This window comes from Bradyrhizobium sp. CB3481 (assembly GCF_029714305.1).
GTDB lineage: Bacteria > Pseudomonadota > Alphaproteobacteria > Rhizobiales > Xanthobacteraceae > Bradyrhizobium.
In genome coordinates this window covers 6,505,696-6,532,021 of record NZ_CP121647.1, presented here as the reverse complement: position 1 = coordinate 6,532,021, position 26,326 = coordinate 6,505,696, and the positions used below count along the sequence as shown (strand labels likewise).

Annotated in this window: 25 protein-coding genes; 8 read left to right on the top strand and 17 right to left on the bottom strand. The window is 63.8% G+C overall.

Features of this window, described 5'->3' with window-relative positions:
* Position 1: 1 nt before the first annotated feature.
* Positions 2-949 (bottom strand): LysR substrate-binding domain-containing protein, encoded by a 948-nt coding sequence (locus QA643_RS31640; protein WP_283029582.1) that lies wholly within the window; start codon positions 947-949, stop codon positions 2-4.
* 183 nt (positions 950-1,132) lie between these two features.
* Here QA643_RS31640 and QA643_RS31635 point away from each other — a divergent pair, with 183 nt between their 5' ends.
* Together QA643_RS31635 and QA643_RS31630 are read left to right on the top strand one after the other, a co-directional pair.
* Positions 1,133-2,884: an acyl-CoA dehydrogenase family protein gene (locus QA643_RS31635; protein ID WP_283029581.1), complete on the top strand. Its 1,752-nt coding sequence runs from the start codon at positions 1,133-1,135 to the stop codon at positions 2,882-2,884.
* 13 nt (positions 2,885-2,897) lie between these two features.
* Positions 2,898-3,683: a fumarylacetoacetate hydrolase family protein gene (locus QA643_RS31630; RefSeq protein WP_283029580.1), complete on the top strand. Its 786-nt coding sequence runs from the start codon at positions 2,898-2,900 to the stop codon at positions 3,681-3,683.
* 30 nt (positions 3,684-3,713) lie between these two features.
* Here QA643_RS31630 and QA643_RS31625 read toward each other — a convergent pair whose 3' ends face one another.
* Positions 3,714-4,019: a hypothetical protein gene (locus tag QA643_RS31625; protein WP_283029579.1), complete on the bottom strand. Its 306-nt coding sequence runs from the start codon at positions 4,017-4,019 to the stop codon at positions 3,714-3,716.
* 228 nt (positions 4,020-4,247) lie between these two features.
* Between QA643_RS31625 and QA643_RS31620 the strand changes: the two genes are divergently transcribed.
* Together QA643_RS31620 and QA643_RS31615 are read left to right on the top strand one after the other, a co-directional pair.
* The gene (locus QA643_RS31620; RefSeq protein ID WP_283029578.1) at positions 4,248-4,445 is read left to right on the top strand and encodes a hypothetical protein; all 198 of its coding nucleotides are present in this window, start codon (positions 4,248-4,250) and stop codon (positions 4,443-4,445) included.
* 812 nt (positions 4,446-5,257) lie between these two features.
* The gene (locus tag QA643_RS31615) at positions 5,258-5,500 is read left to right on the top strand and encodes a hypothetical protein (RefSeq protein WP_283029577.1); all 243 of its coding nucleotides are present in this window, start codon (positions 5,258-5,260) and stop codon (positions 5,498-5,500) included.
* Between the two features lie 396 nt (positions 5,501-5,896).
* On the opposite strand, the gene QA643_RS31610 is transcribed toward QA643_RS31615, so the two are convergent.
* From QA643_RS31610 to QA643_RS31575, 8 genes are all read right to left on the bottom strand, one after another.
* On the bottom strand, positions 5,897-6,865 hold the full coding sequence (locus QA643_RS31610) for a dipeptide ABC transporter ATP-binding protein (RefSeq protein ID WP_283029576.1): 969 nt from the start codon (positions 6,863-6,865) through the stop codon (positions 5,897-5,899).
* Positions 6,862-7,854 carry an ABC transporter ATP-binding protein gene (locus QA643_RS31605; protein WP_283029575.1) on the bottom strand — a complete coding sequence of 331 codons (993 nt, stop codon included), beginning with the start codon at positions 7,852-7,854 and terminating at the stop codon, positions 6,862-6,864. Before QA643_RS31605 ends, QA643_RS31610 begins: the two co-directional genes overlap by 4 nt.
* Entirely contained in the window at positions 7,854-8,771 is a 918-nt protein-coding gene (locus tag QA643_RS31600; RefSeq protein WP_283029574.1) for an ABC transporter permease, read from the bottom strand. The genes QA643_RS31605 and QA643_RS31600 overlap by 1 nt, the downstream gene beginning before the upstream one ends.
* A complete protein-coding gene (locus tag QA643_RS31595) occupies positions 8,737-9,696 on the bottom strand; it encodes an ABC transporter permease (protein WP_283029573.1) in 960 nt (319 codons plus the stop codon). Before QA643_RS31595 ends, QA643_RS31600 begins: the two co-directional genes overlap by 35 nt.
* A gap of 21 nt (positions 9,697-9,717) precedes the next feature.
* On the bottom strand, positions 9,718-11,514 hold the full coding sequence (locus QA643_RS31590; RefSeq protein ID WP_283029572.1) for a peptide ABC transporter substrate-binding protein: 1,797 nt from the start codon (positions 11,512-11,514) through the stop codon (positions 9,718-9,720).
* Between the two features lie 263 nt (positions 11,515-11,777).
* Positions 11,778-13,196: a M20 family metallopeptidase gene (locus tag QA643_RS31585; RefSeq protein ID WP_283029571.1), complete on the bottom strand. Its 1,419-nt coding sequence runs from the start codon at positions 13,194-13,196 to the stop codon at positions 11,778-11,780.
* Positions 13,197-13,288: 92 nt separating this feature from the next.
* Entirely contained in the window at positions 13,289-14,536 is a 1,248-nt protein-coding gene (locus QA643_RS31580) for a multidrug effflux MFS transporter (protein ID WP_283029570.1), read from the bottom strand.
* Positions 14,537-14,654: 118 nt separating this feature from the next.
* The gene (locus QA643_RS31575) at positions 14,655-15,413 is read right to left on the bottom strand and encodes a helix-turn-helix domain-containing protein (protein WP_283029569.1); all 759 of its coding nucleotides are present in this window, start codon (positions 15,411-15,413) and stop codon (positions 14,655-14,657) included.
* 185 nt (positions 15,414-15,598) lie between these two features.
* On the opposite strand from QA643_RS31575, the gene QA643_RS31570 reads away from it, so the two are divergent.
* Genes QA643_RS31570 through QA643_RS31560 form a run of 3 tightly spaced genes read left to right on the top strand, consistent with a single transcriptional unit; the run spans position 15,599 to position 19,559 of the window.
* Positions 15,599-16,603, top strand: coding sequence for a tripartite tricarboxylate transporter substrate binding protein (locus QA643_RS31570; protein WP_283029568.1), 1,005 nt, complete (start codon positions 15,599-15,601; stop codon positions 16,601-16,603).
* Positions 16,604-16,657: 54 nt separating this feature from the next.
* A complete protein-coding gene (locus tag QA643_RS31565; protein WP_283029567.1) occupies positions 16,658-17,440 on the top strand; it encodes an enoyl-CoA hydratase/isomerase family protein in 783 nt (260 codons plus the stop codon).
* Between the two features lie 10 nt (positions 17,441-17,450).
* The gene (locus tag QA643_RS31560; protein WP_283029566.1) at positions 17,451-19,559 is read left to right on the top strand and encodes an acetate--CoA ligase family protein; all 2,109 of its coding nucleotides are present in this window, start codon (positions 17,451-17,453) and stop codon (positions 19,557-19,559) included.
* Between the two features lie 14 nt (positions 19,560-19,573).
* Here QA643_RS31560 and QA643_RS31555 read toward each other — a convergent pair whose 3' ends face one another.
* Together QA643_RS31555 and cax are read right to left on the bottom strand one after the other, a co-directional pair.
* Positions 19,574-20,050: a potassium channel family protein gene (locus tag QA643_RS31555; protein WP_283029565.1), complete on the bottom strand. Its 477-nt coding sequence runs from the start codon at positions 20,048-20,050 to the stop codon at positions 19,574-19,576.
* A 94-nt stretch (positions 20,051-20,144) separates the two neighbouring features.
* The gene (gene cax, locus QA643_RS31550) at positions 20,145-21,248 is read right to left on the bottom strand and encodes a calcium/proton exchanger (RefSeq protein ID WP_283029564.1); all 1,104 of its coding nucleotides are present in this window, start codon (positions 21,246-21,248) and stop codon (positions 20,145-20,147) included.
* A 249-nt stretch (positions 21,249-21,497) separates the two neighbouring features.
* On the opposite strand from cax, the gene hemC reads away from it, so the two are divergent.
* Entirely contained in the window at positions 21,498-22,457 is a 960-nt protein-coding gene (gene hemC / locus QA643_RS31545; RefSeq protein WP_283034987.1) for a hydroxymethylbilane synthase, read from the top strand.
* A 27-nt stretch (positions 22,458-22,484) separates the two neighbouring features.
* Here the strand turns inward: hemC and QA643_RS31540 are convergent, their stop codons facing one another.
* The 5 genes from QA643_RS31540 to QA643_RS31520 all read right to left on the bottom strand — a co-directional run bounded on the left by QA643_RS31540 (position 22,485) and on the right by QA643_RS31520 (position 26,302).
* Complete coding sequence (locus QA643_RS31540) at positions 22,485-22,961, bottom strand: cyclic nucleotide-binding domain-containing protein (RefSeq protein ID WP_283029563.1); 477 nt, start codon at positions 22,959-22,961, stop codon at positions 22,485-22,487.
* 99 nt (positions 22,962-23,060) lie between these two features.
* Entirely contained in the window at positions 23,061-23,939 is an 879-nt protein-coding gene (locus tag QA643_RS31535) for a DMT family transporter (RefSeq protein WP_283029562.1), read from the bottom strand.
* 222 nt (positions 23,940-24,161) lie between these two features.
* Positions 24,162-24,386, bottom strand: coding sequence for a hypothetical protein (locus QA643_RS31530; protein WP_283029561.1), 225 nt, complete (start codon positions 24,384-24,386; stop codon positions 24,162-24,164).
* A gap of 558 nt (positions 24,387-24,944) precedes the next feature.
* Positions 24,945-25,745: an SDR family oxidoreductase gene (locus QA643_RS31525; RefSeq protein ID WP_283029560.1), complete on the bottom strand. Its 801-nt coding sequence runs from the start codon at positions 25,743-25,745 to the stop codon at positions 24,945-24,947.
* A 14-nt stretch (positions 25,746-25,759) separates the two neighbouring features.
* Positions 25,760-26,302 carry a carboxymuconolactone decarboxylase family protein gene (locus tag QA643_RS31520; RefSeq protein ID WP_283029559.1) on the bottom strand — a complete coding sequence of 181 codons (543 nt, stop codon included), beginning with the start codon at positions 26,300-26,302 and terminating at the stop codon, positions 25,760-25,762.
* Positions 26,303-26,326 lie beyond the last annotated feature (24 nt).

The window sequence follows — 26,326 nt, the reverse complement described above, 5'->3', positions numbered from 1 at the left end:
CTCAGCGCGCATATTCCGCGCCGGTCTTCACCGCAGGCTTCTTCGGCGCCTGCTTCTCCGGCTGTTTGGGCATCTGCTGCCGGCACGCGTCGTTCAGCCAGGCGACGAAAGCGGTGACCGCTGGATCGTCAGCCATGCGCTGCTCGTATTCGAGCACGAACTGCCGGCGGGTCGGGCGAACGGTCGGATGGGCCTTCACGAGATCGCCGCGCTTGAGATCTGGCGCGAGCAGGCCGTCGATCGCGATCGCCACGCCCATGCCGGCGGCCGCGGCCTCGATGGTGAGGCTGAGGCTTTCAAAGCTGCTGCCGCCCTGTACCGGCACGTCGGTGAATTGCGCGTGATCGAGCCAGCGCCGCCAATCGTCCGGCCGCGGCCGCGCATGCAGCAGCGGAACGGATGCGAAATCGACCGCGCCGTTCTTGATGAACTGCGGCGCGCAGACCGGCACGGTCGCAATCGGCATCACGGAATGGGTGACGAGCCCGGCACGCGGCTGCCCGTCGGAAACTGCGATGACCGCGTCGAAGCGGCTGGGCAGCAGGTCGAGCGGGTTGGAGCTGGTATGCAGGTCGATTTCCAGCTCGGGATAGGCCGCGTGCAGCGTCGGCCAGATCGGCAGCAGAAAGCGCGAGACGAAGAAACCGTAGACGCCGACCGACAGGCGCCGGAAGCGCCGCAGCCGCAGCCCGTCGGCGGCATCCGCGATCCGGTCCAGGGCCTCGCGGGCGGACTCGGCGAAGGTTTTTCCGGCAGAAGTGAGCACCAGGCCGCGCGAGCCGCGCAGGAACAGCGCGGTCCCCATGCGCGCTTCGAGGGCGCGGACGTGCCGGCTCACAGCTCCGACCGTCACGTTCAGCTCATCCGCTGCACGCGTGATCGAAAGGTGCCGCGCCGCGGCCTCGAAGGCGCGCACCGCATGCAGCGGCGGAAGTCGTCGGGATGCCATAGCCTTCAGTCTAGTGGAAAAGGATTGCCCGGCAAACGGGTCGGGGGAAGGGGGGCCCCGGCCTTGAGTCTGGCTCAACCCGCCAGCCGAAGAAGTCGTTTGCGCCGATCCGCCCCAGGGCTTAGGCCGGCATGTGCCGCAGGGCGTGGCTTGTCCGCGCCCGCCGAGCCGAGGGAGACGCCCATGAAGGTTCACGTTGATCTGGCGAGCCGCGACGCATCGGCGCGCCGCTCCAAAGCGCTGGCGCCGACCTGCCGCGGGTTGAACTATTATTCGCTCGACCGCAGCCTTCGCGATCTGCTGCCCCATTACATGGAAGCGCCGCTGCTGGCACATCTCGCGCCGCATCTTGACGAGCTCGGGGAGCTCGCCGGCGGCCGGCTGCACGACCTGTCCGACCAGGCCGAGCGTCATCAGCCGGTGCTGCATCCGCGCGACGGCTATGGCCGCGACGAGGAGTGGGTCGAATATCACCCGGCCTATCGCGAGATGGAAAGCATCGCGTTCGGCAAGTTCGGTATGCATGCGATGTGCAACCGCGCCGGCGTCTTGGGCTGGTCCTCGCCGATGCCGCCGCTCGCAAAGTATGTCTTTCATTACCTGTTTGCACAGGCCGAGTTCGGTCTGCTGTGCCCGGTCAACCTTACCGACAGCTCTTCCGAACTGGTGCGCCGCTTCGGAACGGACGAGCTGCGCGAGCGATACCTTCAGCGGATGTGGAGCCAGGATCCCGCCACGCTGCTCAAATGCGCGCAGTTCATGACCGAGAAGGCCGGCGGCTCCGATGTCGGCGCCGCGGAGCTTACGGCTGTCAGAGACGGCCAGGACTGGAAGCTGTGGGGCGAAAAGTGGTTCTGCTCCAACGTCGATGCGGAGCTCGCGGTATTGCTGGCAAGACCCGAAGGCGCGGTCGGCGGCGGGCGCGGGCTCGGCCTGTTCCTGATGCCAAAAATTCTTCCCGACGGCAGGCGGAATTCGTATCGGATCGTGCGGCTGAAGGACAAGCTCGGCAGCCGCACCATGGCGAGCGGCGAGATCGTGTTCGAGGGCGCGGTCGCTTACCAGCTTGGCGAGCTGGACCAGGGCCTCAAGCAGATGCTGGTCATGGTGAATTCGAGCCGCGTGTCGCATCTGGCGCGCGCCGCCGGCATGATGCGGCGGTGCCTGAACGAAGCCATGGTCGCAGCGCGGCATCGCGGCGCGTTCGGACGCGCCGTGATCGATCATCCCCTGATCCGCCGGCAATTGCTCAAGCTGATGGTGCCGACCGAGCAGGCGCTGTCGGCGCTGTTGTATTCGGCAACGGCACCCGACAAGGTGCTGCGGCTGCTGACGCCGATCGCAAAATACCGGGCATGCCGGGACAACGTCACGGTCGCCACCGGTGCGATGGAGGCGCGCGGCGGCAACGGCTATATCGAGGACTTTCCGAATGCGCGGCTCATTCGCGATGCGCATCTCGGGCTGATCTGGGAGGGCACCAGCAACATCAACGCGCTGGATGCCGTGCAGCGTGCGGTCGGCAAGGCACGGGGTCATGAAGCGTTGCGCGACGATCTCGGCCACCATTTGGAGGATGTGGCCGGCATGCCGGGCCAGTTCCGGACGCGGCTTTCCGGCGCGCTGGCGGATGCGATCCGCTTCGCGGAAGAGGTGGCGGCCGATCCCGCGAACGAACGCTTCTGCAGAATGGCCGCGGGCAAACTCTATCATGCGACGACGGCCGCGCTGCTGGCCTGCGAAGGCACGCGGATCGGCAAGGACGGCGGCGATGCGCGGCGCCTCGTGCTCTCGCGCTTCGTGCTCGAACATCGCCTTGCGGATCATGCGCCCGCAAGCTTGCAGGCGCAGCGTTGGGAGAATGAAGCGATCGACCTGTTGCTCGGCGATGCGCCGGTCTCAATGCAGCAGGCTACTGCGCTGGTGCAAGGTTAGGTCAGAGGCGATCATGGACATCTCACTGCAACGCGAACTCGCCCGCCTGCTCGCTGTGCTGCGCCGCGAGGGGCGCCAGCAGAGCGGGCTCGATCAGCGCCTGGTGCCGCCCGATAATGCAACGGCGTATCGCGTCGCCGCCATGGTGGAGGAAGAGCTCGGCTGGGAAGTCGCCGGTTGGAAGATCGCGGCAATGAAGGAGGGGCTGCAGCGCCAGCTTCGCACCGACGCGCCGATCTATGGCCGGGTGTACGCGCCGCTGATTCTGGAATCTCCGGCTACCGTCGAGCACGCCAAATTATGCAGCCCGATTCCGGAAGTCGAATATCAGGCGCGCCTTGGGGCCGATCTGCCGCCGCGCGAAAAAGCCTACACGGTGGCTGAAGTCACCGAGGCAGTGACGTCGCTGCACACCGGGATCGAGCTTGCCGAATGCCGCTTCGTTCACGATGCCGCGTTCCCACCGCTGCCGGCGATTCTGGCCGACGGTGCAGGGAGTGGCATCGTCGTCTGCGGCGCGGAGATTCCGGACTGGAAGACGCGCGATATCGCCGGGCAGGAAGTCGTATTGACATGCAATGGCACGCTTCGCCGGAAGGGTACGGCCGGGGAATGCCTTGATCATCCGATGCTGCCGCTGACCTGGCTCGCCAACGAATTGTCGCGCACCGGCATCGGCATGAAGGCGGGGCAGACGATAAGCACGGGAACGCTGACCGGCATGTTGCGGCCGAAGCCGGGCGAGACCTATGTCGCGGATTTCGGCCCATTCGGCAGCGTCACGGCGACGTATGCGTGATCCACCGCCGGGCTGCGGCCGACTGCTATCTCAGGCGCTCTGCTTGGGAAGATCGCCGAGCAGGTTCGACAGCTTGACCGCAAGCCGTCGAAGCTTTGCGTTCTCTTCGAGTAAACGCCGGAAATTGCGTGCGTCCTGAGCCTCGGCTCCCTTGGAGCGAAGGCCGTCGACCTCGTCGAGCAGCGGCGACAAGGCTGCGAGCAGCTTTTCGTCCAACTGGTCCGCCTGACGCGCCTGGGCGGCGTCATGCAGCCGCACGACGTTGCTGGCGTGCGGGACGTGGCGGTACGCGATGACGCGGGCCTGTCCGTGATACGGCGGATGTTCGATACTCATGACAAGTTCCTGCTCGCAAGGTGGCCCGATCGTGGGTTCGATACCGAGCTTTCCATTGAGTCGTGGGCAAATTTGCGTCGGAAAGGCAACGGCGAGATGGCCTGGCGAAGAAGCCACAGGTGGCGCCCGTCACACGGCAGATCGGATTGGGCCAAATTTTTGACGTATGGCCGGCCTTTCTGACGTTTGCGCGGGCTGGGGGAGCCAAGCCATTTCTAGGGGCGATCGATGACGGATTTCCTGACCAATGCGGACCACTGGCGCAAGCGCGCGGAACTGACGAGGGCTCTGGCCGCAACCGCCGCCAAGGACCAGGGGCGACTGCTCAAGGTCGCGGAAGAGTATGACCGGTTGGCGGCGCTGGCCGAAGTGCGCCGAAGTGCGATGGTGCCTAGCGGCTACGTTCCGGCAGGCCGGCCCGAATAGAATCCGCTTCACACGAAAGCACCGCAAAACGGTGTGCATTTCCGCTACGGCAGGCAGCATGGGGATGCTGTCGAGGGCGGAAGACGCGCCGGTGCACCAGATGTGTGACCTGCAAAACACAACCATCAAGCAACATTCAAGGCATTGTGATCGCGTGATTGCAGTCGAATCAACGAATCGCCTAGACCGTTAGCGGGGCTGGGAAGCGGAGAGTTAGTATGAGAGTCGCTTCCTTAGAAAGTGTACTGACGGCGGCTACGCTGGTATTGGCCATCGTCATCGTGCTGTGGGGAATAAAGATTTTCCACGGTGTGTGAACAGGGCGAGCTGGCGTCGAACAAGAGGCCTCCGGTCAAGAGAGGTTCGCGACAAAAGCACACTTCCGCGGCGGCGGAGGCCTTTTCATTTCGAGTTGCAGACGCATGGTTCGCCGAAGGTTTGTCCTTTCCGGCGCGTATCGGGTTTGGTTCACGGTCTGGGCGTTGTTGCGCACGGGCCGCAACAGGTATTGGTTTCAACTCCTTCCATGCATTTCGGCTATTACCTGATGATCGCAGCGCTCGTACTGATGGGCCTGGAAGTCCTTTACCGACTCTATCAATTGGCAACATTTCTTTGAAATCGCTGGCCTAAACCGTAGTCCTATGGGCGTCGGCACCGGGATTCGCCGCAATCACGCCGCTTTAGCGCCGGGGTCGTCTTCGCGCGATTCGCAATTTAGTCGCAAAATTGCCTGCCGACTCACCTCATTCTCCGCGCGCGACAGGCGAAACTGGGGGCAAGTTCCGCATTTTAAAATTGGAGTATCAATCATGCGAGTAGACCATCCGCAGCTTAATAAGCGAGATCGCCGCGCTGAACCTTCATTTTGGGTTGAGGAACCGACCGACGACGCACTTTCACTGCTTGAAAACGCCCTTCGCGGAGATGAGCCCGCCGTTCGCCGCGACGAGCATGCCGACGAGACCAACGCGCTGATCGAGGAGAATGCGAGACTTCGGGAGCTTTTGTCCCAATTGTCGGATTTGATCCGCAAGAACGGTATTTCGCGCTAACACCGCATCCGATTTCGGCCCCGCCCCGGCAAGAGTGGTTGAACCACTGCCGGGGCGGTGCCGCGCTTAGACACCACCACATCATCATCATCGTGGCCGGGCCGGAGGATGCCCGGCCGTTTACGTTTTGAGCATGATGATTCTTAGTTAGATCGGTTTGGCCGCAGACGCGGCTTTACCTCTCCCGCTTGCGGGGAGGTCGGCGCGTAGCGCCGGGTGGGGGCTCTCTCCACTCGGGCAGTGTCGCCTGCGGAGACACCCCCACCCCAGCCCTCCCCCGCAAGCGGGAGAGGGAGCGCACCTTCTTCGTGGTGCAGTCGAGCCTAACATCATGCGCTCTTGGGCGGCGCCGCCAACGCCACCGGCGGCGGTCCCTGCGGCGAATTGGCGCTGCGTTCAGGCCAGATGGCAGGCCACGAAATGGCCGTCGCTGCCCTGCTTCAGTTCGGGCGCGCTCTCGCGGCAGCGCGCCTCGGCGATCGGACAGCGGGTGTGAAAGTGACAGCCGCGCGGCGGGTTCATCGGGCTCGGCACATCGCCCTGCAGGCGGATCCGCTTGCGCTTCACCTTGGGGTCCGCCACCGGCACGGCGGAGAGCAGGGCCTGCGTATAGGGATGGCGGGGATTACGGTAGAGATCGCGCGCGCTCGCCAGCTCGACAATCCGGCCGAGATACATCACCGCCACGCGGTCGGAAATATGCTCCACCACGGAGAGATCGTGGGCGACGAACAGATAGGTGAGGTGCAGCTCGGCCTGCAGATCCTCCAAGAGGTTGATCACCTGCGCCTGGATCGACACGTCGAGCGCTGAAACCGGCTCGTCGCAGACGATGAATTTCGGCTCGACCGCCAGCGCCCGGGCGATCACGATGCGCTGGCGCTGGCCGCCGGAGAATTCATGCGGGTAGCGGCGCATGTGGTCGGCCTTCAGCCCGACCTTGACCAAAAGGCTGGCCACGCGGTCCTCACGCTCACTGGCCGAGGAAGCGAGGTCGTGAATGGTAAAGGCCTCGCCGAGAATCGCGCCGACGGTCATGCGCGGATTGAGCGAGGCAAACGGGTCCTGGAACACGATCTGCATGTTGCGCCGCATGGCGCGCAGGTCGCCGCCGGAAAGGCCGCGCACATCACGTCCGTCAAAGACGATCTCGCCTTCGCTGGGCTCGAGCAGGCGCAGCACGCAGCGCGCCGTGGTCGATTTGCCGCAACCGGACTCGCCGACCAGCCCGAGCGTTTCGCCGCGATCAACCGTAAACGACACGCCGTCCACCGCATGGACGCGCGCGACCTCGCGCGACAATAGCCCGCCCTTGACGGGAAAATGCTTCTTCAGGCCGCTGACGCGGAGCAGGGGTTCGCTCATGATGCTGCTCCTTGCGTGTCGCCGAGATGGCAAGCCATGCGATGGCGCGGCGCGACCTCGCGCAGCAGCGGCTCCTCCACGGCGCAGCGCGCAAAGGCATGGCGGCAGCGCGGCGCGAAGCGGCAGCCCGGCGCCGGATTGATCAGGATCGGCACCGAGCCGCCGATCGCCTCCAGCCGCGTCTTGTGCGCGCTGTCGAGATCGATGCGCGGGATCGAGCGGATCAGGCCCTGGGTGTAGGGATGGCACGGATTTTCGAACAGGCTTTCGACGTCGGCCTCTTCCACCACCTTGCCGGCATACATCACCACCACCCGCTGCGCGGTTTCCGCCACCACGCCCATGGCGTGGGTGATCAGCATGACCGCCATGCCGAAGCGGTCCTTCATGTCCTGCAAGAGGTCGAGGATTTGCGCCTGGATGGTGACGTCGAGCGCGGTGGTCGGCTCGTCGGCGATCACGAGCTTGGGCTTGCAGGCCAGCGCCATCGCGATCATGACGCGCTGGCGCATGCCGCCGGAGAACTGGTGCGGATAATCATGCACGCGCGCTGCGGCGTTGGGGATCTGCACCAGCTTGAACATCTCGACCGTGCGGGCGAGCGCGTCCTTTTGCGAAAGGCTCTCGTGGCGGCGCAGGCTTTCGGCGACCTGCTCGCCGACCGTCAGGACCGGGTTGAGCGAGGTCATCGGCTCTTGGAAAATGAAGCCGATATCCTTGGCTCTGATGTCGTCGAGCTCGCTGCTTGTGAGCGGCACCAGATCGCGGCCCTCGAACAGGATCTCGCCTTGGACGATGCGCCCCGGCGGCATGGCGATCAGCTTGAGGATCGACATCGCGGTGACGGTCTTGCCGCAGCCGGATTCGCCGACCACGCACAGCGTCTCGCCCTTGTTGAGCGCGATGTCGACGCCGTCGACGGCCTGAAGGATGCCGTCGTCGGTGGCGAAGTGGGTCTTCAGGCCCTTGATTTCGAGCAGCGGCGCCATCAGATCACCCGCCGGGCATCGAGCGCATCGCGCAGGCCGTCGCCGATGAAATTGATCGAGACGACCGCGATGAAGATGGCGCCACCCGGAAACAGCGCCCAATGCGGGCCGATGTCGAGAAAGTCCTTGGCATCAAACAGGATGCGGCCCCAGGTCGGGGTGTCAGGCGGAAAGCCGAGGCCGAGGAACGACAGCGTCGATTCCGCGATGATCGCAGCTGCGACGTCGATGGTGCCGGCGATGATCACAGGCCCAACGGCATTCGGCAGGATGTGACGCACCACCTGCCGCAACGGGCTGGCGCCGAGCGCGCGCGCCGCCTCGACGAATTCCTTCTCGCGCAGCGACAGGAACTGTGCGCGCACCAGCCGGGCGACCGGCATCCAGCGCAGCCCGCCGATGACAAGCACGATCAGGATGAAGATGCCGCCTTCGGGTCCGAACGCGGCCTTGAGCCCGTCGCGGAACAGGTAGATCAGCAATAGCAAAAGCGGCAGTTGCGGCAGCGAGAGGAAGAGGTCGGTGAGCCACATCAGGCCATAGCCGAGCCAGCCGCGCGACATGCCGGCGAGCGCGCCGATCAGCGTTCCGACGATGACGGAAACCATCATCGCCGCGAGACCGACGGCGAGCGAGATGCGTCCGCCATAGATCATGCGGGCGAGGATGTCCTGGCCGAGATCGTCGGTGCCGAAGGGATGGGCGAGGGAGGGGCCCTGCATGCCCGCGACCACGTCGATCTCGTTGATCGGGATGCGCCAGACGAACGGACCAAGCACGACTGCGACGATCAGCACCAGCAGCAGCACCGCGCTCACGGTCGCCGGCCGATGCCGGCGATAGCGCCGCCACGCCTCGCGCCAGGGCGAATAGGCGCGCCGCTCAGCGGAAGGAAATGCGAGGGTCGAGCCAGCCATAAAGGATATCCGCGATCAGGTTGAACAGTACCACGAGACAGGCGAAGACGAACGCCACAGCCATCACGACCGGCGTGTCGTTGGAGAGAATGGAGGAGATCAGGAGCGAGCCGATGCCCGGAATGCGAAAGATCTGCTCGGTGACGATGGCGCCGCCGAACACGGCGGGCATCTGCAGCGCGATCAGTGTCACGACCGGAATCATGGCGTTGCGCATGGCATGCTTGACGATCACCTTGGCCTGGCCGAGGCCCTTGGCGCGGGCGGTGGTAACGTAATCGAGCCTGATGACATCAAGCATCGCCGAGCGCACGAAGCGTGTCATCGAGGCCGCCTGGAACAGGCCGAGCACCATCACCGGCATGATGGCCTGGCGGATCTGCTCGACGAACCAGCGGAAGCCGGTCGCCTTGATGTCACCCGAATAGACGAAGGGCAGCCAGTCCAGCGTCACCGAAAAGACCAGGATGAATAGCAGCCCGGTGAAGAAGGTCGGCAGCGAGAAGCCGATGAAGGCAAACGTGTTGGCGATCTGGTCGAAGACCGAATAGGGCCTCGTCGCGGCGTAGACGCCGACGGGAATTGCGATCAAGAGCGCGAGGATCTGCGACGAGCCGATCACGTAGAGCGTGGCCGGCAGGCGCTGCAGGATCAGCGTGTCGACATTCATCCGGCTGACAAAGGAGAAGCCCCAGTCGCCCTGCGCCATCGCCGCGAGCCAGCGCAGGTAACGGATATAGATCGGATCGTCGAGGCCGAACTTGGCCCGCAGCGCCGCCGCCACTTCGGGCGGCACGTTCGGGTTGGTCGCAAGTTCGCTGAAGGGATCGCCTGGCGCAAGCGCCAGGACGATGAACAGGACGAGCGAAATACCGAGCAGGCTCGGGACGGCGATCAGAAGACGACGCAGGACATACTGACTCATGGGGAATCATCCCGCTCGAGATTATCCCGTCGCCTCCCGGTACCAGTCGAACAGATTGTCGGTCTCGTTGGCCCAGCCGCTGACGACGGGACGCAGCGTGTTGGAGGCGGCTTCCACTTTCAGGCGATGCATCACCGGAATGAAGGCGACGTCGCTAATCATGATGTCGTTGGCCTTGATGTAGAGCGCGGCGCGCTTGACGAGGTCGGTCTCGGCCTCGGCGGCGTCGATCGCGGCATCGTATTCCTTGTTGACCCAGCGCGGGAAGTTCACGCCCTGCCACTTGTTCTCCTTGGTGGCGACGTTGCGCGAATGATAGCGGCGCATGTGCTGGGCCGGATCCGGCTGGCTCATCGGGATCTGGAACATCTCGATGTCGGCATAGAATTTGGCGTAGGTGTCGGGGTTGGCGACGTCGGAAGAGAAGAACACCGAAGCGACCACCGACTTCAGTTCGACATCGATACCGGCCTTCTGGCAGGCCTGCTTGACGATCGCCTGGGTCTTCTGGCGCGGGCCGTTGATCGCGGTCTGGTACAGCAGCTTCAGCTTCTTGCCGTCCTTCTCGCGGATGCCGTCGGCGCCCACCTTCCAGCCGGCGTCATCGAGCAGCTTGGCCGCCTTCTCGATGCTGAACTCCCAGGTCGTGTTCTTGGAAACGAACTTTTCGGGGCCGTTGAGGAAATTGGAGGTGACGCGTCCGGCGCGGCCGTAGATGACTTTCTTGACGGCCTCGCGGTCGACCAGCATCGAGAGCGCCTTGCGCACGGCGGGGTCTGAGAACAGCGGATGCTTGGTCTTCATCGAGGAGCGCTCGCCGTCGACCTCGGTGTTGGGGTCGGTGAAGTTGAGCGCGAGGAACTCGGTGTCGCCGCCGACCGCATAGACGGTCTTGCCCTTGCCGCCCTTTTCCAGACGCAGCAGGACGTCGTCCTCGACCTGGATGTTCCAGCCGAAATCATATTCGCCGGTCTGGATCACGGCGCGCGCGGCCGAGACGGCGTCGCCGCCACCCTTCATCTCGATGGTGTCGAAGTGCGGACGGTTCGGCATGTGGTAGTCGGGATTGATCTCGCCGCGGATCAGGTCGCCCGGCTTGAACTCGACGAACTTATAGGGACCGGTGCCGATCGGGGAGAGGTTGTTCGGGGCCTCGCGCGACTTGGCGCCTTTATAGTCCGCGAACAAATGCTTCGGGATTATGGCGCCGGGGGCGCCGACAAAGGCATCGGCCCAGAACGGCGTCGGCTTCTTGAAGGTGATACGGACGGTGAGGTCGTCGACCTTCTCGACGGTGATGTCGCGGTGCACGCCGATGGTCACGGTGGCGGTGGCGGGATCGCGGGCGTATTCCCAGTTGAACACCACGTCGTCGGCGGTGAAGGGTTTGCCGTCGTGCCATTTGACGCCGGGCTTGAGCTTCCAGGTCACCGACATGCCGTCGGCGGTGAGGCCGCCGTTCTGCAGCGAAGGGATCTCGGCGGCCAGAACCAGCTTCATGTTGCCATCCGGATCCCAGCAGGCGAGTGGCTCATAAAACAGGCGCGAGCCGTCCTGGTCCTTGGTGCCGGTGGCGAAATGCGGATTGAGCAGCGTGGGGCCCTGCCACCACAAAAGCTTCAGCGCGCCGCCGCCGCCGCGCTTGGTCGGCTTGTAGGGCGACGGGCTCTCGGCCATGGCGACGCCGCCGATGGCGAGCAACTGCGTGGCCATGGGCGCGGTGAGGCCGACGGCCAGCATGCGCTGAACGAAGCGGCGGCGGTCCATACGCCCGTCCTTCACCTCGTCGATCATGGTTCGCAGTTCATGGTCCAGCATCGCTCGTCCCCGTCTTGTTCTTGCATGGTTGTGGGCGCGCCGCCGGACGGCGGGCGCCTTTTGTGTTCGCGGGTAGATGGGACATCAAATTGCGCCGAGGTCAACGGCTGGCTGTCGACAATCGGCAGGATAGACAGCGGGTGTGATTTCTGCTTGGGCAGAAACGCGCTGCGGCGCACATCGCTGCGGCAATTCAGCGTCAAAGCGCGGGAAACCGCACTTTGCGCTGCAAAAAATTTGTTCGCCGGATTGGCCGGAGCCAGTCAGCCCACGGACATGTCGAGCGGCGGCGCGACGCTGTCCGGCAGCGGGCTGACATAAGGGGTGCGGGCGGTGCGCTTCTTTAGGTCGGCCTGCGCGGCGGCGATCAGTTCCGGTTCCGTCAGCGCCCGGATGCCGAGTCCCGCCATCGCCTTGGCGGCCTGCACCATCGCCTTGTGGGCGTGCGGGCTCTTGCCCTGTGCCACCACCTGCCAGGTGTGGAAGGGGGTGCCGATTGCCACCGTCGGGGCATGGACCTGAACGGTCGGGACGACCCAGCTCACGTCGCCGACATCAGTCGAGCCGATCTGCGGGTTACGTTTGGCATCGAGCGGGACGATGAAATCGGCCAGCGGCCGGTCGGTCGGCTCCATGCCGATCGAGTAATAGACGGTCTCAATGTCCTTCTCGGTCAGGGTGGAGCGGATTTTTGCGGCGAAATCCTTGTCGGTCTCGTCGAAATGCGGCGGACCGAGATCTTCCATGATGCCATGGAGGGCCTGCTCGAGCGGCGTGTTCGGCAATATGTTGGAGACGGCCGAAATGATCTTCATCTCCACCTGGGTCTCGGTCATCAGCGCCGCGCCTTGGGCGATCTTGTGGACGCGTTCGACCAGCTCGTTCATGCCGGGCAGGTCGCGGGCGCGGATCGAATAGCGCACGCGAGCGTGGGCCTGGACCACGTTGGGTGCGATGCCGCCGGTGTCGAGCAGCGCATAATGGACGCGGGCGTCGCTCGGCATGTGCTCGCGCATGTAGTTGACGCCGACATTCATCAATTCGACCGCGTCGAGCGCGCTGCGTCCGAGATGCGGCGAGGCAGCGGCGTGGGAGGTGCGCCCGGTGAAGATGAAATCGGCGCGGGTATTGGCGAGCGAGGGCGTCACCACGACTTCCCAGAAGCTCGACGGATGCCAGGTGATCGCGATGTCGGCGTCGTCGAACGCGCCCGACCGCACCATGAAGGCCTTCGCCGCGCCGCCTTCTTCCGCAGGGCAGCCATAATAGCGCACGCGTCCCGGCACCTTGTGCGCAGCGAGCCAGTCTTTGACGGCGGTGGCGGCGAGCAGGGCGGCGGAGCCGAGCAGGTTGTGGCCGCAGCCATGGCCATGGCCCCCGGCTTCCAGCGGGCGATGTTCTGCCACGCCGGCCTCCTGGCTGAGTCCGGGGAGGGCGTCATATTCGCCGAGGAAGGCGATGACGGGGCCGCCTTCGCCCCATTCGCCCATCAGCGCGGTGGGGATGCCTGCGACCTGCTCGGTGATGCGAAAGCCCTGATGGCGCAACTCGGCCAGATGTTCGGCGGAAGAGCGCGCCTCTGTGTAGCACACCTCGGGCATCCCCCAGACCCGGTCGGCCAGGGCTGTGAAGCGCGGCTTGATCGTGTCGACGCCACGCCAGATGTCGCTGCGGTTATCCATTTTCCGATTTCCGTTTTTCTTAAGGGCGGTATGAGGGCGGAATTATTATCAGCTTCGTCGGGTCAGTCCCAGCGCCAGGCGGTGATCAGCCGTCACAGTTTGATGCCGTAGGGCCGGAACAGCCGGCCCTTCTCCACCACCAGCACCACGCCGAGCGCGGCCAGCGTGCAGAGCAGAAAGCCGGTCGCGAACGGCACCAGCGTGCCGTCGAAATCCTGGCCGATGCTGGCGCCGATACCGATGCCGAGCAGGGTGGTGATCGAGCCGTAGAGCGAGGCCGCGGTGCCGGCGATATGGCCCTGCGGCTCCATCGCGAGCGCGGTGAAGTTCGAGATCATCAGCCCGAAGGCAAACATCAGTGCAACCGAAAGCACCATGAACAGCGGCAAGGGCAGCATCTCTAGTTTCGCCGCCGCCAGCATGATGGCGGCGATGACCACGTAGCCGATCAACGCCGCGTGGGAGATCACGCGCATGCCGAGGCGGCCAACCAGCCGCGAATTGACGAAGCCGGCGATGGCCGTTCCGACGGCGACGCCGGCAAAGGCCAGCGGAAAATAATGCCCGAGCTGGTAGACGCCGGTGAACACCTGTTGGGCGATGAAGATATAGGCGAACAGCGAGCCCAATACGCCACCGGCGGTCAGTGCATAGCCCAGCGTCTGGCGGTTGGTCACGGTCTGGCGGAATGCATCCAGGATATCGCGCACCGCGAGCGACCTGCGGTTGGCCGGCGCCAGCGTCTCGGGCATGCGCAGCGCGCTCCAGATCAGCGCCACCACGCCATAGAGCATCAGCACGATGAAGATGCCGCGCCATTGCATCATCAGCAGCACGGCCTGGCCGAAGGCCGGCGCGACGACGGGCACGGCAATGAATATCATCATCGCCAGCGACATTACGCTCGCCATGCGCCGCCCGGCATAGCAGTCGCGCACGATCGAGGTCGCGATCACGCGCGTGGCCGACGTGCTCAGGCCCTGCAGCGCGCGCGCCAAGAGCAGCGTCTCGAACGAGGGCGCGGCGATCGCCAGCAGGCTGGCGGCGCAATAGACGCTCATGCCCCCGAGCAGAACCGGCCGCCGCCCGAACCGGTCTGACAACGGTCCGATCACGAACTGGCCGACACCGAAGCCGGCCAGGAAGATCGACAGCACCATCTGCGGCCGGTTGGCCGAGGTGATATAGAACGCGGATGCGATGTTGGGCAGCGCCGGCAGCATCATATCCATCGCAAGCGGATTGAGCGTCATGATGGACGCAATCACGATCACGAATTCGGGAAAGCCCATTGGGCGGTGGCTGGAAGCCGCCAAGGCATCGGCGCTGGTACCGGACAACGAAAAACCCTCTTGAGGGCGGCACCTTATGGATTCCAGTGCGATGCACAATCGGCGTTTTAGGAATAGCAGACCATCTGTGGGCGGGCGAACGCATATCCATCGGGCAGTTGCCCGCTTACTCACCGCCGAGTGCCTCATTGCAGCGCTTGGCAAACGCCAGCAGATAGCCGCCCATCTCGGCGGAAAGCCGGGCGGTGGGTGCCACATTCTGCGTACTCATATTGAGCGCGTAGACCGGAAGGTCCTTGACGATGATTGGCGTCGCGACCGCGAGAACCCCGCGCTGCCATGATACCGCGCAATAGCCATCCCGCTTGACGGACCTGATCGACCTTTGCACTTCGGCAAGCAAATTCTGCGTCGCGCCGATTCTTCGCCGCTTGAAGCTCGCGAGAAGTCTGGTTCTTTGCTGTTCTGATATCCCTGCCAGATAGGCGCGCCCGAGCGAAGTTGATTCCATCGGGACCTGCTGGCCGGCCACGACATTGCGCAGCGCCACGCGCGGATTGAAGCGGATCGATTCCAGATAGACCATCATCGAACGGTCCGCGGTCGCCAGTCCGACGTTCAGCTTCCGCCGCATCGACTCGGCGCGCATCATCGGGCCGAGAACATTGAGAACCGGGGAGCTCACGCGCATCGCATGGCCAAGGCTGATCACGGCCGCGGCGAGCCGGTAGGCGCGTTCGTTGCGAACGTCGTCCAGCATGCCCGATTGCACGAGCGTCCGGGTGAGCCGGCTGACGGTTGCGCGCGGAATGCCGGTTCGTTCCGCAATTTCACCATTTCCGAGAACATCGATGCCCTGACGGAACGCGCGCAGGATCTCGATACCCCTTTGCAAAGAACGATTGCCGTCGCCAGCAGAGCTCATGCACGAAAGCCTCCCTCCGTGCTCCCAATAGCATCTGCCGCTCGCTGGGCCAATTCCACTAGGTGGAAATAGCCTGAAGGGAGACGCGTTTGCCTGTGCTAGCTGCATTGGGCGGCCCGGACACAAGAAGCCGGTGCATGGAATGCATTTTCCAAAATGCTCAAGCAAAAGCAAAGGGAGTACGCATGCAGAAGAGCACCCATCGTTCAGGATCGACCTTACGCCGGCGCCTGACGATCATTGTTGCGGCCTTGTTTGCGACAGCGGCATTGGCCGCGACGCCGGTTCGAGCCGAATACCCGGACAAGATCATCAAGATCGTCGTTCCCTTCTCCTCCGGCGGCGGCACCGACATCATTGCGCGAACGCTGGCGCAGGAAATCTCGACGGATCTGGGCAAGCCGGTCATCATCGAAAACAAGCCGGGCGCCGGCACCGTCATCGGAACGCAGCTTGTGGCCACCAGCCCGCCCGACGGATACACGCTGCTGCTGGCGAGCTTCGCCCATGCCGTCAATCCGAGCCTGAACAGCAAGCTGCCATTCGATCCGCACAAGGATTTCGCGGCGGTCTCGCTGATTGCGCGGTCGCTCAACATCGTCGTCGTCAACCCGGCATCGAAGATCAAATCAATCCCCGACCTGATCGCGGAAGCCAAGGCCAACCCTGGAAAGCTCAACTACGGTACGTTCGGCACGGGAACGTCGGCCCATCTGGCGGGCGAGCTGTTCAAGTCGGCGGCGAATGTGAATCTGACCACGGTGGCTTACCGCGGCGCCGCGCCGGCGATTACCGATCTCCTGGGCGGCCAGATCGATGTGATCTTCACCACCGTGGCAAGCGCAGCCTCACTTGTCGGAGGCGGACAACTCCGGGCGTTGGCTGTCACGACGGCGGAGCGCTCGCCGGCATTCCCCGACTTGCCGACAGTCGCCGAGAGCGGGGTGCCGGGCTACGCCGCCGAGAGCTGGTACGGATTGTACGCGCCAGCCAAAACGCCGGCATCGATCATCGAGCGCCTCAACCAGGCCGTCGCCAAAGCGGTTCAGTCGCCAGCCTTCAAGCGGCTCGAGACCAATGAGGGCCTGATCATGGTTGGCGGCTCGCCCGAAGCGCTCGATCGCTATGTCCGGGACGAGGAAGCGCGATGGGGCAAGCTCATCAAGGACGCCAACATCAAGGTGGAATAGTTCCGCCAAATCGCCCGGACATCCAAAAATCCAGCACCGGTTTGAGAGGTAACGATGACCAGCCTGGTCGAGTTTTCGGTTGAAGATTCCGTCGCAATCCTGAGGTTGAACAGGCCGGACGTGCGCAACGCCATCAATGATGTGATGCGCGCCCAGTTCGTCGCCGCGCTCGACCGGTCCGCGAACGACGAAGCGGTGCGGGCCGTGGTTCTCACCGGCAATGGAAAATCGTTCTGCTCGGGCGGCGACATCGCCGGCATGCGCGACCGGCTGCACGCGCCGGCCGGAAAGGTGGCATTCAACGGCTGGCGCAGGCAGCAGCAAACGCACCGGAGCGTTGCGGCGCTCCACGGCATGGGGAAGGTGACGGTCGCAGCCGTGAACGGCGCCGCGGCGGGCCTTGGGTGCGATCTCGCGCTCGCCTGCGACTTCATCGTCGCCGCCGAAGATGCCTTGTTCAGCATGAGCTTCGTTCGCCGCGGGCTCGTGTCGGACGGCGGAGGCATGTACTTCCTGCCGCGCCGGATCGGGCTGTCCCGCGCCAAGGAGATGATCTTCACCGGCCGTTCCGTCGGGTCGGCAGAAGCACTCGCGATTGGGCTTGCAGATCGCGTCTGTCCGTCCGGGACGCTCGTGTATGATGCGGCCGCATGGGCGCGTGATCTCAGCAAGGGTTCTCTCGCGGCTATCGCGCTGACCAAGGGGATCATGGACCGCACGTTTGAGACGGCGGAAGAGCAGGTCTTTGCGCTAGGGCGGGAAGCCCAGGCCATCTGCTACACGACGGCCGAGCACCGGGATGCGGTGGCGGCATTTCTCGACAAATCCGCGCGCTAGGAGAGGCGACATGAGCGCGCTGGAGCGTTTGATCCGACCGAAGAGCGTGGCGATCATCGGCGCGTCGGCCGATGCCGGCAAATTGACCGGCCGTCCGCTCGCGTTCCTGCAAAAATATGGCTACGGAAACGAAATCTTCCCTGTTAATCCACGCTATCCTTCGATTGCCGGTTATCCGTGCTTTCCGGATATCCGGTCCCTGCCGCATGCGCCCGATGTTGCCATTGTTCTGGTCGGCTCCGCCCGCGTTCCGGAAGCGGTGAGAGACCTCGGCGCCATCGGCGCTGGGGCGGCCATCGTGCTTGCTGGCGGATTTGGCGAGAGCGGCGCGGACGGAATGGCGCGACAGCAGGCGCTGAAGAGCGCCGCCGGCGATATGCGGCTGCTCGGGCCGAACACGATCGGCCTCGTCAATCTCAGCGATGGGATCGCATTGTCGGCGAGTGCGGCGCTCCAGAGCAGCCAGGCTGTGCCCGGCTCGATTGCGCTGGTTTCGCAGAGCGGGGGAATTCTCGGTGCGCTGTTGTCGAGAGCCGAGGCCCAGGGTGTCGGGTTCTCCAAACTGATCGCAACGGGCAATGAAGCCGATATCGACGTCGCTGATCTCGTCGATTACCTGATCGACGATTCCGCCACGCAGGTTATTGCGCTCTACCTCGAGGGCCTGCGCAAGCCGATGCAGTTTCGCCAGGCCGCGCAGCGGGCGGCGCAAGCCGGCAAGTCGATCGTCGCTTTCAAGGTCGGGCGATCCGAGTCGGGCTCCCGGGCGGCGAGCTCGCATACCGGGGCGCTCGCCGGATCGGATGATGTCTATGATGCGTTGTTCAGGCAGCTCGGTATCATCAGGGCGCTGCAGTTCTCCGATCTGCTCGACATCCCGCTGGCGCTGAGTTCGGGCCGTCGGTTGAAAGGTCGCCGTATTGCTGTGGTGACCTCAACGGGCGGCGCGGCGAGCCTGGTCGCCGACGCGGCCGGCCTGGCGGGGTTTGAAACGCCGGCGCCGGATCCGATAACGGCCGAGCGCCTGAAGGCGCTGAACATCCCCGATGCCGTGCTGGACCGAAATCCGATCGACGTGACCTTGGCGGGCGTGAAATCCGAATACTTTCGAGGTGTGCTCGACGGCGTGCTCGAAAGTCCTTCCTATGATGCGGTCGCCGTCATCCTGGGATCGTCCTCGATCACGGAGCCGGAGATCGTCGGCGTGCCCTTGCGCGATTGCTTCGCCCGCACCGACAAGCCGATTGTGACATTTGCCAGCCCGCACGCGCCGCAGGCGATCAGGCATCTCAACCTTTCGGGCATACCGACCTTCGCCGCCCCGGAGGCCTGCGCCACCGCGTTTTCCGCCATGCGGCGCATGCACGACAAGAGCTCTCCGCTCGTCAGCGCGCCGGCTGTCCCGCTGCCGGTTGGCGCCGATGTCCGGAGCATGCTGCGTCCCGGACCGCTCAACGAGTATGAGAGCAAGGCGCTGTTTGCGAAGTTTGGCGTCCCGGTCACCCGGGAGGCCTGCGTCACCACCCCCGAGGAGGCCGTGCCTGCTGCGCTGAATCTGGGAGGCAATATCGTCATCAAGATTCTCTCGCGCGACGTGCTTCACAAATCCGATGTCGGGGGCGTTGCCGTCGATATTTCGCCCGGCGATGCCGCCGCCACCTGCCGGCGAATGGCGGACGCATTTTCAGCGGCGACCAGCCGAACGCCGGAAGGATTCTTGATTCAGGAACTGGTGAGCGGCGGTGTCGAACTCATCCTTGGCTTCAAGGACGACAAGCAGCTTGGGCCGTCGATCCTGCTCGGCATGGGCGGCATCGCGGCCGAACTTTACAAGGACACGGCCGTGAGGCTGGCGCCGCTTTCGCGGCGCGATGCGGAGGAAATGATCAACGAATTGAAGTCCGCGCCGCTGCTGCGCGGCTTTCGTGGCCGTCCGGTGGCTGACGTCGATGCTTTGATCGAAGCCATGCTGGCTTTTTCGGCCATGGTGTCTTTGATCGGCAACGATCTGCTGGAGGCGGAAATCAATCCCTTGTTTGTCTTGCCGAGGGGGAACGGGGTGAAAGCAGGCGACGGTGTGGTGGTCGTGGCGGATGCAGACATCAAGGGGCGCGTTTAGGCTGTGGCAGGAAGTCAGTTCGGCCGTCGGCGTCCGGCAAAGCTGGCGAAGATGGAAAAGAACAGGACGTTGTAAAGGAAGCCAAAAAGGATCTGCACGCTGACCAGGAATTTTGCCAGTCCCGATTTCGGAGAGATGTCGCCATACCCGGTCGTCGTCATGGTGACGATGCTGAAATAAAGCGCTTCGCCCAGATTGAGATCGGCTGAGAACGCGGCGGATCCCTGAAGACGTCCGATGTAGAGATACAGAACCGAGAAGCAGAATGCCGCCAGGACAAAGGCAGCAGTCACATCAAGGAGAATTCTCCAGATCGGCGTGAGCTCCAAGTATTGAGCGCTTTGCGCGCCGTAGAGGCCCCGAAGCGTCCTGCCGATGCGAAAGATCAGAAAGAACCAGATGGCGAATACGCCCGCTTTGGCGGCTTCTCCGACAGTGGTCGTGAAGGCATTTTCGGGAAGTATGTGCGGCACCGCCGCTTCGACCAGCAAGCCGAGAATGCAATAAGCGACAATGACTGGTCCGATCACTCGGAGCCAGCGCGTAATCCGATCGCCGGTAGATCTGATCATGTTGTTACTCGCTTCATGAGGCCGCATGCGTCCCGGGCGGGACCACGTACAGCGTCATGGCGAATATGGCATAGATGAGCAGCAGCAGGGCGCCGATGAACCAGGCCGAGCGTCCGCTGTTGGTGACGAAGCATGCGGCTACGGTTGCGATCATCACCATGACGACTGCTCCCGGCCAAAACTGCAGGTCCATCGGCTGCGGACCGATGACGTAGCTGAGCAGCACCAGGACGGGCGCGACGAACAGCGCGATTTGCGAGGCGCTGCCGAGCGCGATGCCGACGCTCATGTCGAGGCGGTTCTTGCGCGCCGCGGAAAACGCCACGGCCATTTCCGCGGCGCCGCCGACCAGCGCAACGACGATGAAGCCGATGAAGGCCGGGCTCATTCCCAGGGTCTCGCCGGCCTTTTGCACCGATCCGACGAAGATCTCGCTGACCAGCGCAACCAGCACGGTGACGACGATCAACGTGCCGACCGCCACGCCGACCGGCAACGTGGCCTCGGTCTTCTCGCCATGCTCTTCGCTGGCGAACAGGTCTTTGTGAGTCTTCAGCGAGAACAGGAGACTCAGGGCATAGGCCACGATCAGCAGGATGGCAAGACCGGTGCTGAGTTTCTGCGCCACTGATGCGCCTTCGGTGAGATCGAGATTGGCGACCGCGGCCGGCGTGATCAGCGCAATCGTGGCCATCAGCAGCAGTGCCGCATGCAGCCTTCCACCGGCGCGATTGAATTCTTGCGTGCGGTAGCGCAGCCCGCCAAGCAGGAATGACGCTCCCAGCATGAACAGCGAGTTGGTGACGATTGCGCCGGCGATCGATGCCTTCACCAGCAGGTACTCTCCGGCGTGGAGCGCCGCGAGCGCGATGATCAGCTCGGTCAGATTCCCGAGCGTTGCGTTGAGCAAGCCGCCAACGGCATCGCCGGTCTTCTCGGCGACACTCTCGGTGGCATGGCTGAGCAGGGCGGCCAGCGGCACGATGGCCAGGACGGCGAGCACGAACAGCAAGGTGTGAGCCGAAGGCGCGAGCAGCTCGGCCGCCAGGACAACGGGCACGAACACCAGCATCCACAGCAAAGGGGCGTGCCGGATTTCCTTGATGAGTGCGTTCATGGTTTGGTCTCGTCATCCGCGTCGACGGCTGGAACATTCAGCCCGCCGCGCGGATCAATATTGACGTAGCTCAACGAAAGCGGCGCGCGTCCTCTGGGGCAAGGACGCCCGGAGCGGGCGGCTCCAAAATCATTTGTTCTGACCGGCTGCTTGTTCTATCCCCTAAGCTCCGGTCACCAGCGGTGATCGCTTTCGAACGGAGACCTCGTGTCCGGACAGACGTTAAAGATCGGGACGCGCAAGAGCACGATGGCACTGGCGCAGACGGAAGGGATCGCGCGGCTGCTGCGCGCATCCGATGCCGCGCTCGATGTCGAGATCGTCAAGTTCGAAACCCGCGGCGATCAGGACCAGACCAGCAAGCTGCTTCGCCATGGCGGCAAGGGCGGTGCCTTTGTCGCCGAAATCCGCGAGGCGATGCGGCGAGGCGAACTGCAGGCGGCGATGCATTCGCTGAAGGACGTTCCCGGCAATGAGGAGACTCCCGGTCTCGTGATCGCGGCAACGCTGCCGCGGGATGCCGCCAACGACGCGCTGGTGCTGCGTCCAGGGCTTTCGCTGGATGCGTTCCGCGCCTCGAACGGCAAGGGCTTCAAGATCGGCACCAATGCGGTGCGGCGTGCCGCCTATCTGCGCCGGTTGTTCCCCGATGCCACCGTGATCCACTTCCGCGGCGCGGCCGACACGCGCGTGGCCAAACTCGATCGCGGCGACAAGCAGCGGCTGCCCGACGGCGGCGAGGTCGGGCCTGCGGACGCGCTTGTCATGGCAAGGTCGGGGCTCGAGCGCATCGGCATGGCGTCGCGGATCGTCCATGATTTCTCGGTTCGCGAGATGTTGCCGGCGGTGGGGCAGGGCATCGTCGCGGTCGAATGCGTCGAGAACGATTGGGTGACGCGGGGGCGCCTGGCGAAGATCGAGGATGCCGCCTCACGGCTCTGCGCCGAGGCCGAGCGCGAGGTGTTGTGGGTGCTCAACGGCCACTGCAATTCGCCGATCGCCGGCCACGCCATGCTCGATGGCCGCGACATGACGCTGACCGCATCCGTGCTCGATGAGGCCGGCGACCGCTTCATCGAGGTGTCGCGGCAGGGAGCGGCCGACCGTCCGCGCGAACTAGGCCGCACGGTCGGGCTCGAACTGCTCGACAAGGGCGCGGCGGAGATCATTGCGCGGACGCGGCCGGAGGAAGATTCGCTGCTTGCGTGAGGCGGCCGACGTCGTGGACAGGCCGTGTCATCCGTCCGTGCGAGCGATCAGCTCGGCAATGCGGCCGTCGGCGCGGCGGAGCCGCCGGCAAAGCTCGCGGTTGATGTTCTGCATCACGATCACATAGGCGTGGATGTCGGCCTTGTAATATATGTAGAGATTTTTGGCCGTCAGCTCGTACAGCACGGTTTCGCTCTCCGCCACGACGGTGGCCGAGCGGTTCTGCATTTCGATTAGGGTCATTTCGCCGAAGAAATCGCCGGCCTCGAGCGTCGACATAAAAATGGAGCGCCCGGCTTCGCCGAGCTTGCTGACGATGAGCTGGCCGGAGTGAACGACGAACATCGATCGCCCCGGCTCCCCTTCGGTGACGATTGTCGAGCCGGCACCGAAGCGGCGCTCGACCATCATTGAGATCAGGAGATCGAGGCTGGCGTCGGACAGGCCGCCGAAGAAGGGCGTGGCGAGCAAGAATGCTTTCAGATCGGGTGAGCTGACAGCCATCGCAGCAATATACGCCTGCTTCCGGCAGCGGCAAGATTGGAAGTTTGCGCCGCTGATCTCCCGCAGGCGGGGAGAGGTTGCAGCGCTCGCGCTCTGACTTCACGCCCGCGCCAATCCCAACAGCACCACGCCGCCGATCAGGATCGCGCAGCCGGCAACGCGCCAGGCGGTGACGCGCTCGCCGAGGATCAGCATGCCGAACATCGCGCCGACCATCATCGACATTTCGCGCGCGGGCGCGACTAGGCTGAGCGGGGCGCCCATTTCGAGCGCCGTGAGCACGAGGATGTAGGATAGCGGCGAGAGCGCGCCGACCCAGAATGCCAGCCACCAATGGCCCTTCATCTTCGCTTTCGCGCGCGGCCAGTTCGAGAACACGACCGGCGCCATGATGAAGAAGCGCAACAGGTTGGTCATCCAGTCGAGCACGACAGGATGGATACCGAGCACTTTCACACCGTATCCGTCGACGACGGTGTAGCTCGCGATCAGCGATCCCGTTGCCGTGCCCCAGCGCACGCCGTCGAGGCCGCGCGGCTTTTTGAATGCGGAGAGATCGCCCTGCGTGGTGATGAGACCGATTCCGGCGACGACCGCGAGCAGCCCAAAGATGCCCTGTGCGGTCGGCGTCTCCCGCAACAGGATGAACGCGCCGATCGACGACAGCATCGGCCCCGTGCCGCGCGCGACCGGGTAGACCACCGAGAGGTCGGCGAGCTGATAGCCGCGTTGCAGGCACAGGCTATAGGCCAGATGGATGCAGGCGCTGAGGATGAGGCAGATCGCGACGGGAAAATTCCAGCTCAGCTCGCCATACACGAGCAGCCAGATCATCCACGGCAGATACACCAGGCAGGCGAACATATTGTAGGCGAAGACGAAGGTCGGGCCGGCGTCAGCGGCGCGCTTCGAAAGCAGATTCCAGGTGGCGTGGATGAAGGCGGCGAGGACAACGAGGAGAAGCGAGACGAGCGACATGAGACCTCCGTGCCTACTGGCGCGAACAATCTCGACATCTCCGCCTCTGGGCTTTTGTCCCTCGGGTGCAGCCGCGTACTACCGCGGTTTCCGCAACGCTCGGACCGGCGATGGTTGTCAGCCATCCGGAACCCTAGTTGCCACTCAGTCGATGGAACCCTGATATCTCCGGCAACCAGGGGAGGTCAATTCAGAATTTATGCTGCGTTTGCGTTGGGGAAATCAGGCCGCCAGATCCTGCAGCAATAGTGAGGAACCGCGAATCAGCACCTTGCGTCCCTTCGCGGTGAGCAGCGGCGTATCGCCGTGCATGGCGGCGAGCTCGAGTGCGATCAGGCCGTCGATCGCAAAACGGCTCATGCGCGGCAGTCTTGCTGCCGGTGTTCGCAATGCCTTCAGCGTTTCCCACTGGGACGGCGTCAGGTCGTAATCGAATTCTTCGTTCATGGTGCCTCGGCTTCCACAATTCTTGTGACGCCTCATAGCGAGCGCACATGAAATTCGTGCGACCGCAACGAGTCGGTATTTCGACAAGCGACGATGCGCTGTCACATCATCGTGTCATTGGAATTGATCGATGTTTGTCGAATCACGCATGGGCCAAAAACAAATTACGCTGGCGCAGGTTGCGTGAGTGCGGGCGGCAAAAGGCCGTCCGATCGCTGCAACCGTTAGGAGAAGGTCATTAACGAAAAGTTAACAGCGGACCTGGTTGAAATACTGTGATTCAACTCACAGCGCTGGATCAATATTCGCCGTAACCGGTAGGGTGGGCAAAGCGAAGCGTGCCCACCATCCTTTTTTGTTCGGAGAGAATGGTAGGCACGTCGCTGACGCTCCTTTGCCCAGCCTACGATTTCTGCGATTTCTGTGCGCGCCCTCTCGGACCTCATCCTGAGGAGCGGCGCGAGCCGCGTCTCGAAGGATGAATGGCACCAGCGGGGCCACATGGTTCGAGACGGCGCTTGCGCGCCTCCTCACCATGAGGGTCTGGAACGTCCGCAGCTATCCCCGCCGCACACTCGCCCCGCCATCTACCGGCAGCGTCACGCCGGTAATAAAACTCGCTTCGTCGGATGCGAGAAACAGCGCGGCGTTGGCGACGTCCCAACCGGTGCCCATCTTCTGCCGCAGCGGAACCTTTGAGTCTCGCTCGGCCTCGACCTCGGCGCGGCTCTTGCCCCATTCGCGCGCGCGGGTGTCGACGGCCATCGGCGTGTTCATCAGGCCGGGCAGGATGACGTTGGCGCGGATGCCGTATTGCGCGTTCTGATAGGCGAGCTGTTCGGTGAAGGCGATCATCGCCGATTTCGTCGCCTTGTACGCCACATACGGATAGGTGGTGATCGCGGCCATCGAGGAGATGTTGATGATGGCGCCGCTCTTTTGCGCCCGCATGATCGGGATCACGTGCCTCGCTGCCCATACGCAGCTCTTCAAATTGATCGCGACGCAGCGGTCAAAGGCCTCTTCGGATATTTCGAGCAGCTCCGCGTCGCCGCCGGACAGGCTGACGCCGACATTATTATGCAGCACGTCGATGCGGCCCCAGCGTCCCTTCGCATCCTCAACCATTGCCTTCAGTTCGGCCTGCTTGGTGACGTCGGCCTTGAATGCCGCCGCGGTGCCGCCACCCTTGGCGATCAGGTCGACCGTCTCCTGGGCGGAGGCCGCATTATGATCGACGCACAGCACTTTCGCGCCTTCGCGCGCAAACGTCAGCGCAGTGGCGCGGCCATTGCCGATGCCTTCCCCCGGACTCTGTCCGGCGCCGACGACGATGGCGACACGATCTTTCAGGCGCATCTCATTCCACTCCCTTAGATCGGGTACTGTTGCAGTACCTCTTTGTAATAGGGTTCGTTATCGATCTTCATGGTCGCCAGCACCCGCACCACGGCGCAATAGAAGGCGATGGTGAGCACGAGGTCGACCATCTGCTCGTCGGAAAGCTGGTGCTTGATCTCGGCAAAGGTCGCTTCCGACATCGCAAGGTCACGCACCATCTCGCGGGCGCCGCGCAGGATCGTCTTCGCCAGCGGCTCGAGCTTCGACGGTTTACCCTCGGTCTCGGCCATCAGGCCTTCGATATCTTGATCGGTAACGCCGAATTCCTTGCCGATCTTCACGTGGTGGGTGAATTCGTATTCGGATTTCTCCATCCAGCCGACCTGGAGGATCGCCAGCTCCCGCAAGCGCGGGTCGAGCTTGCTGTTGAATCTGATGTAGCTCCCGACGCCGTTGAAGGCGCGGGCCATGTCGGGCGAGTTCACCAGCAGCTTGTGAAGGTTGGTGTTGCGCTTGAGCATGTCGCGGTATTCGGGGGCGACCTGGGCGGCTTCGAGATAGGGCAGGCGGGCCATTTTGTTGTTGTCCTTGTTGGCGTT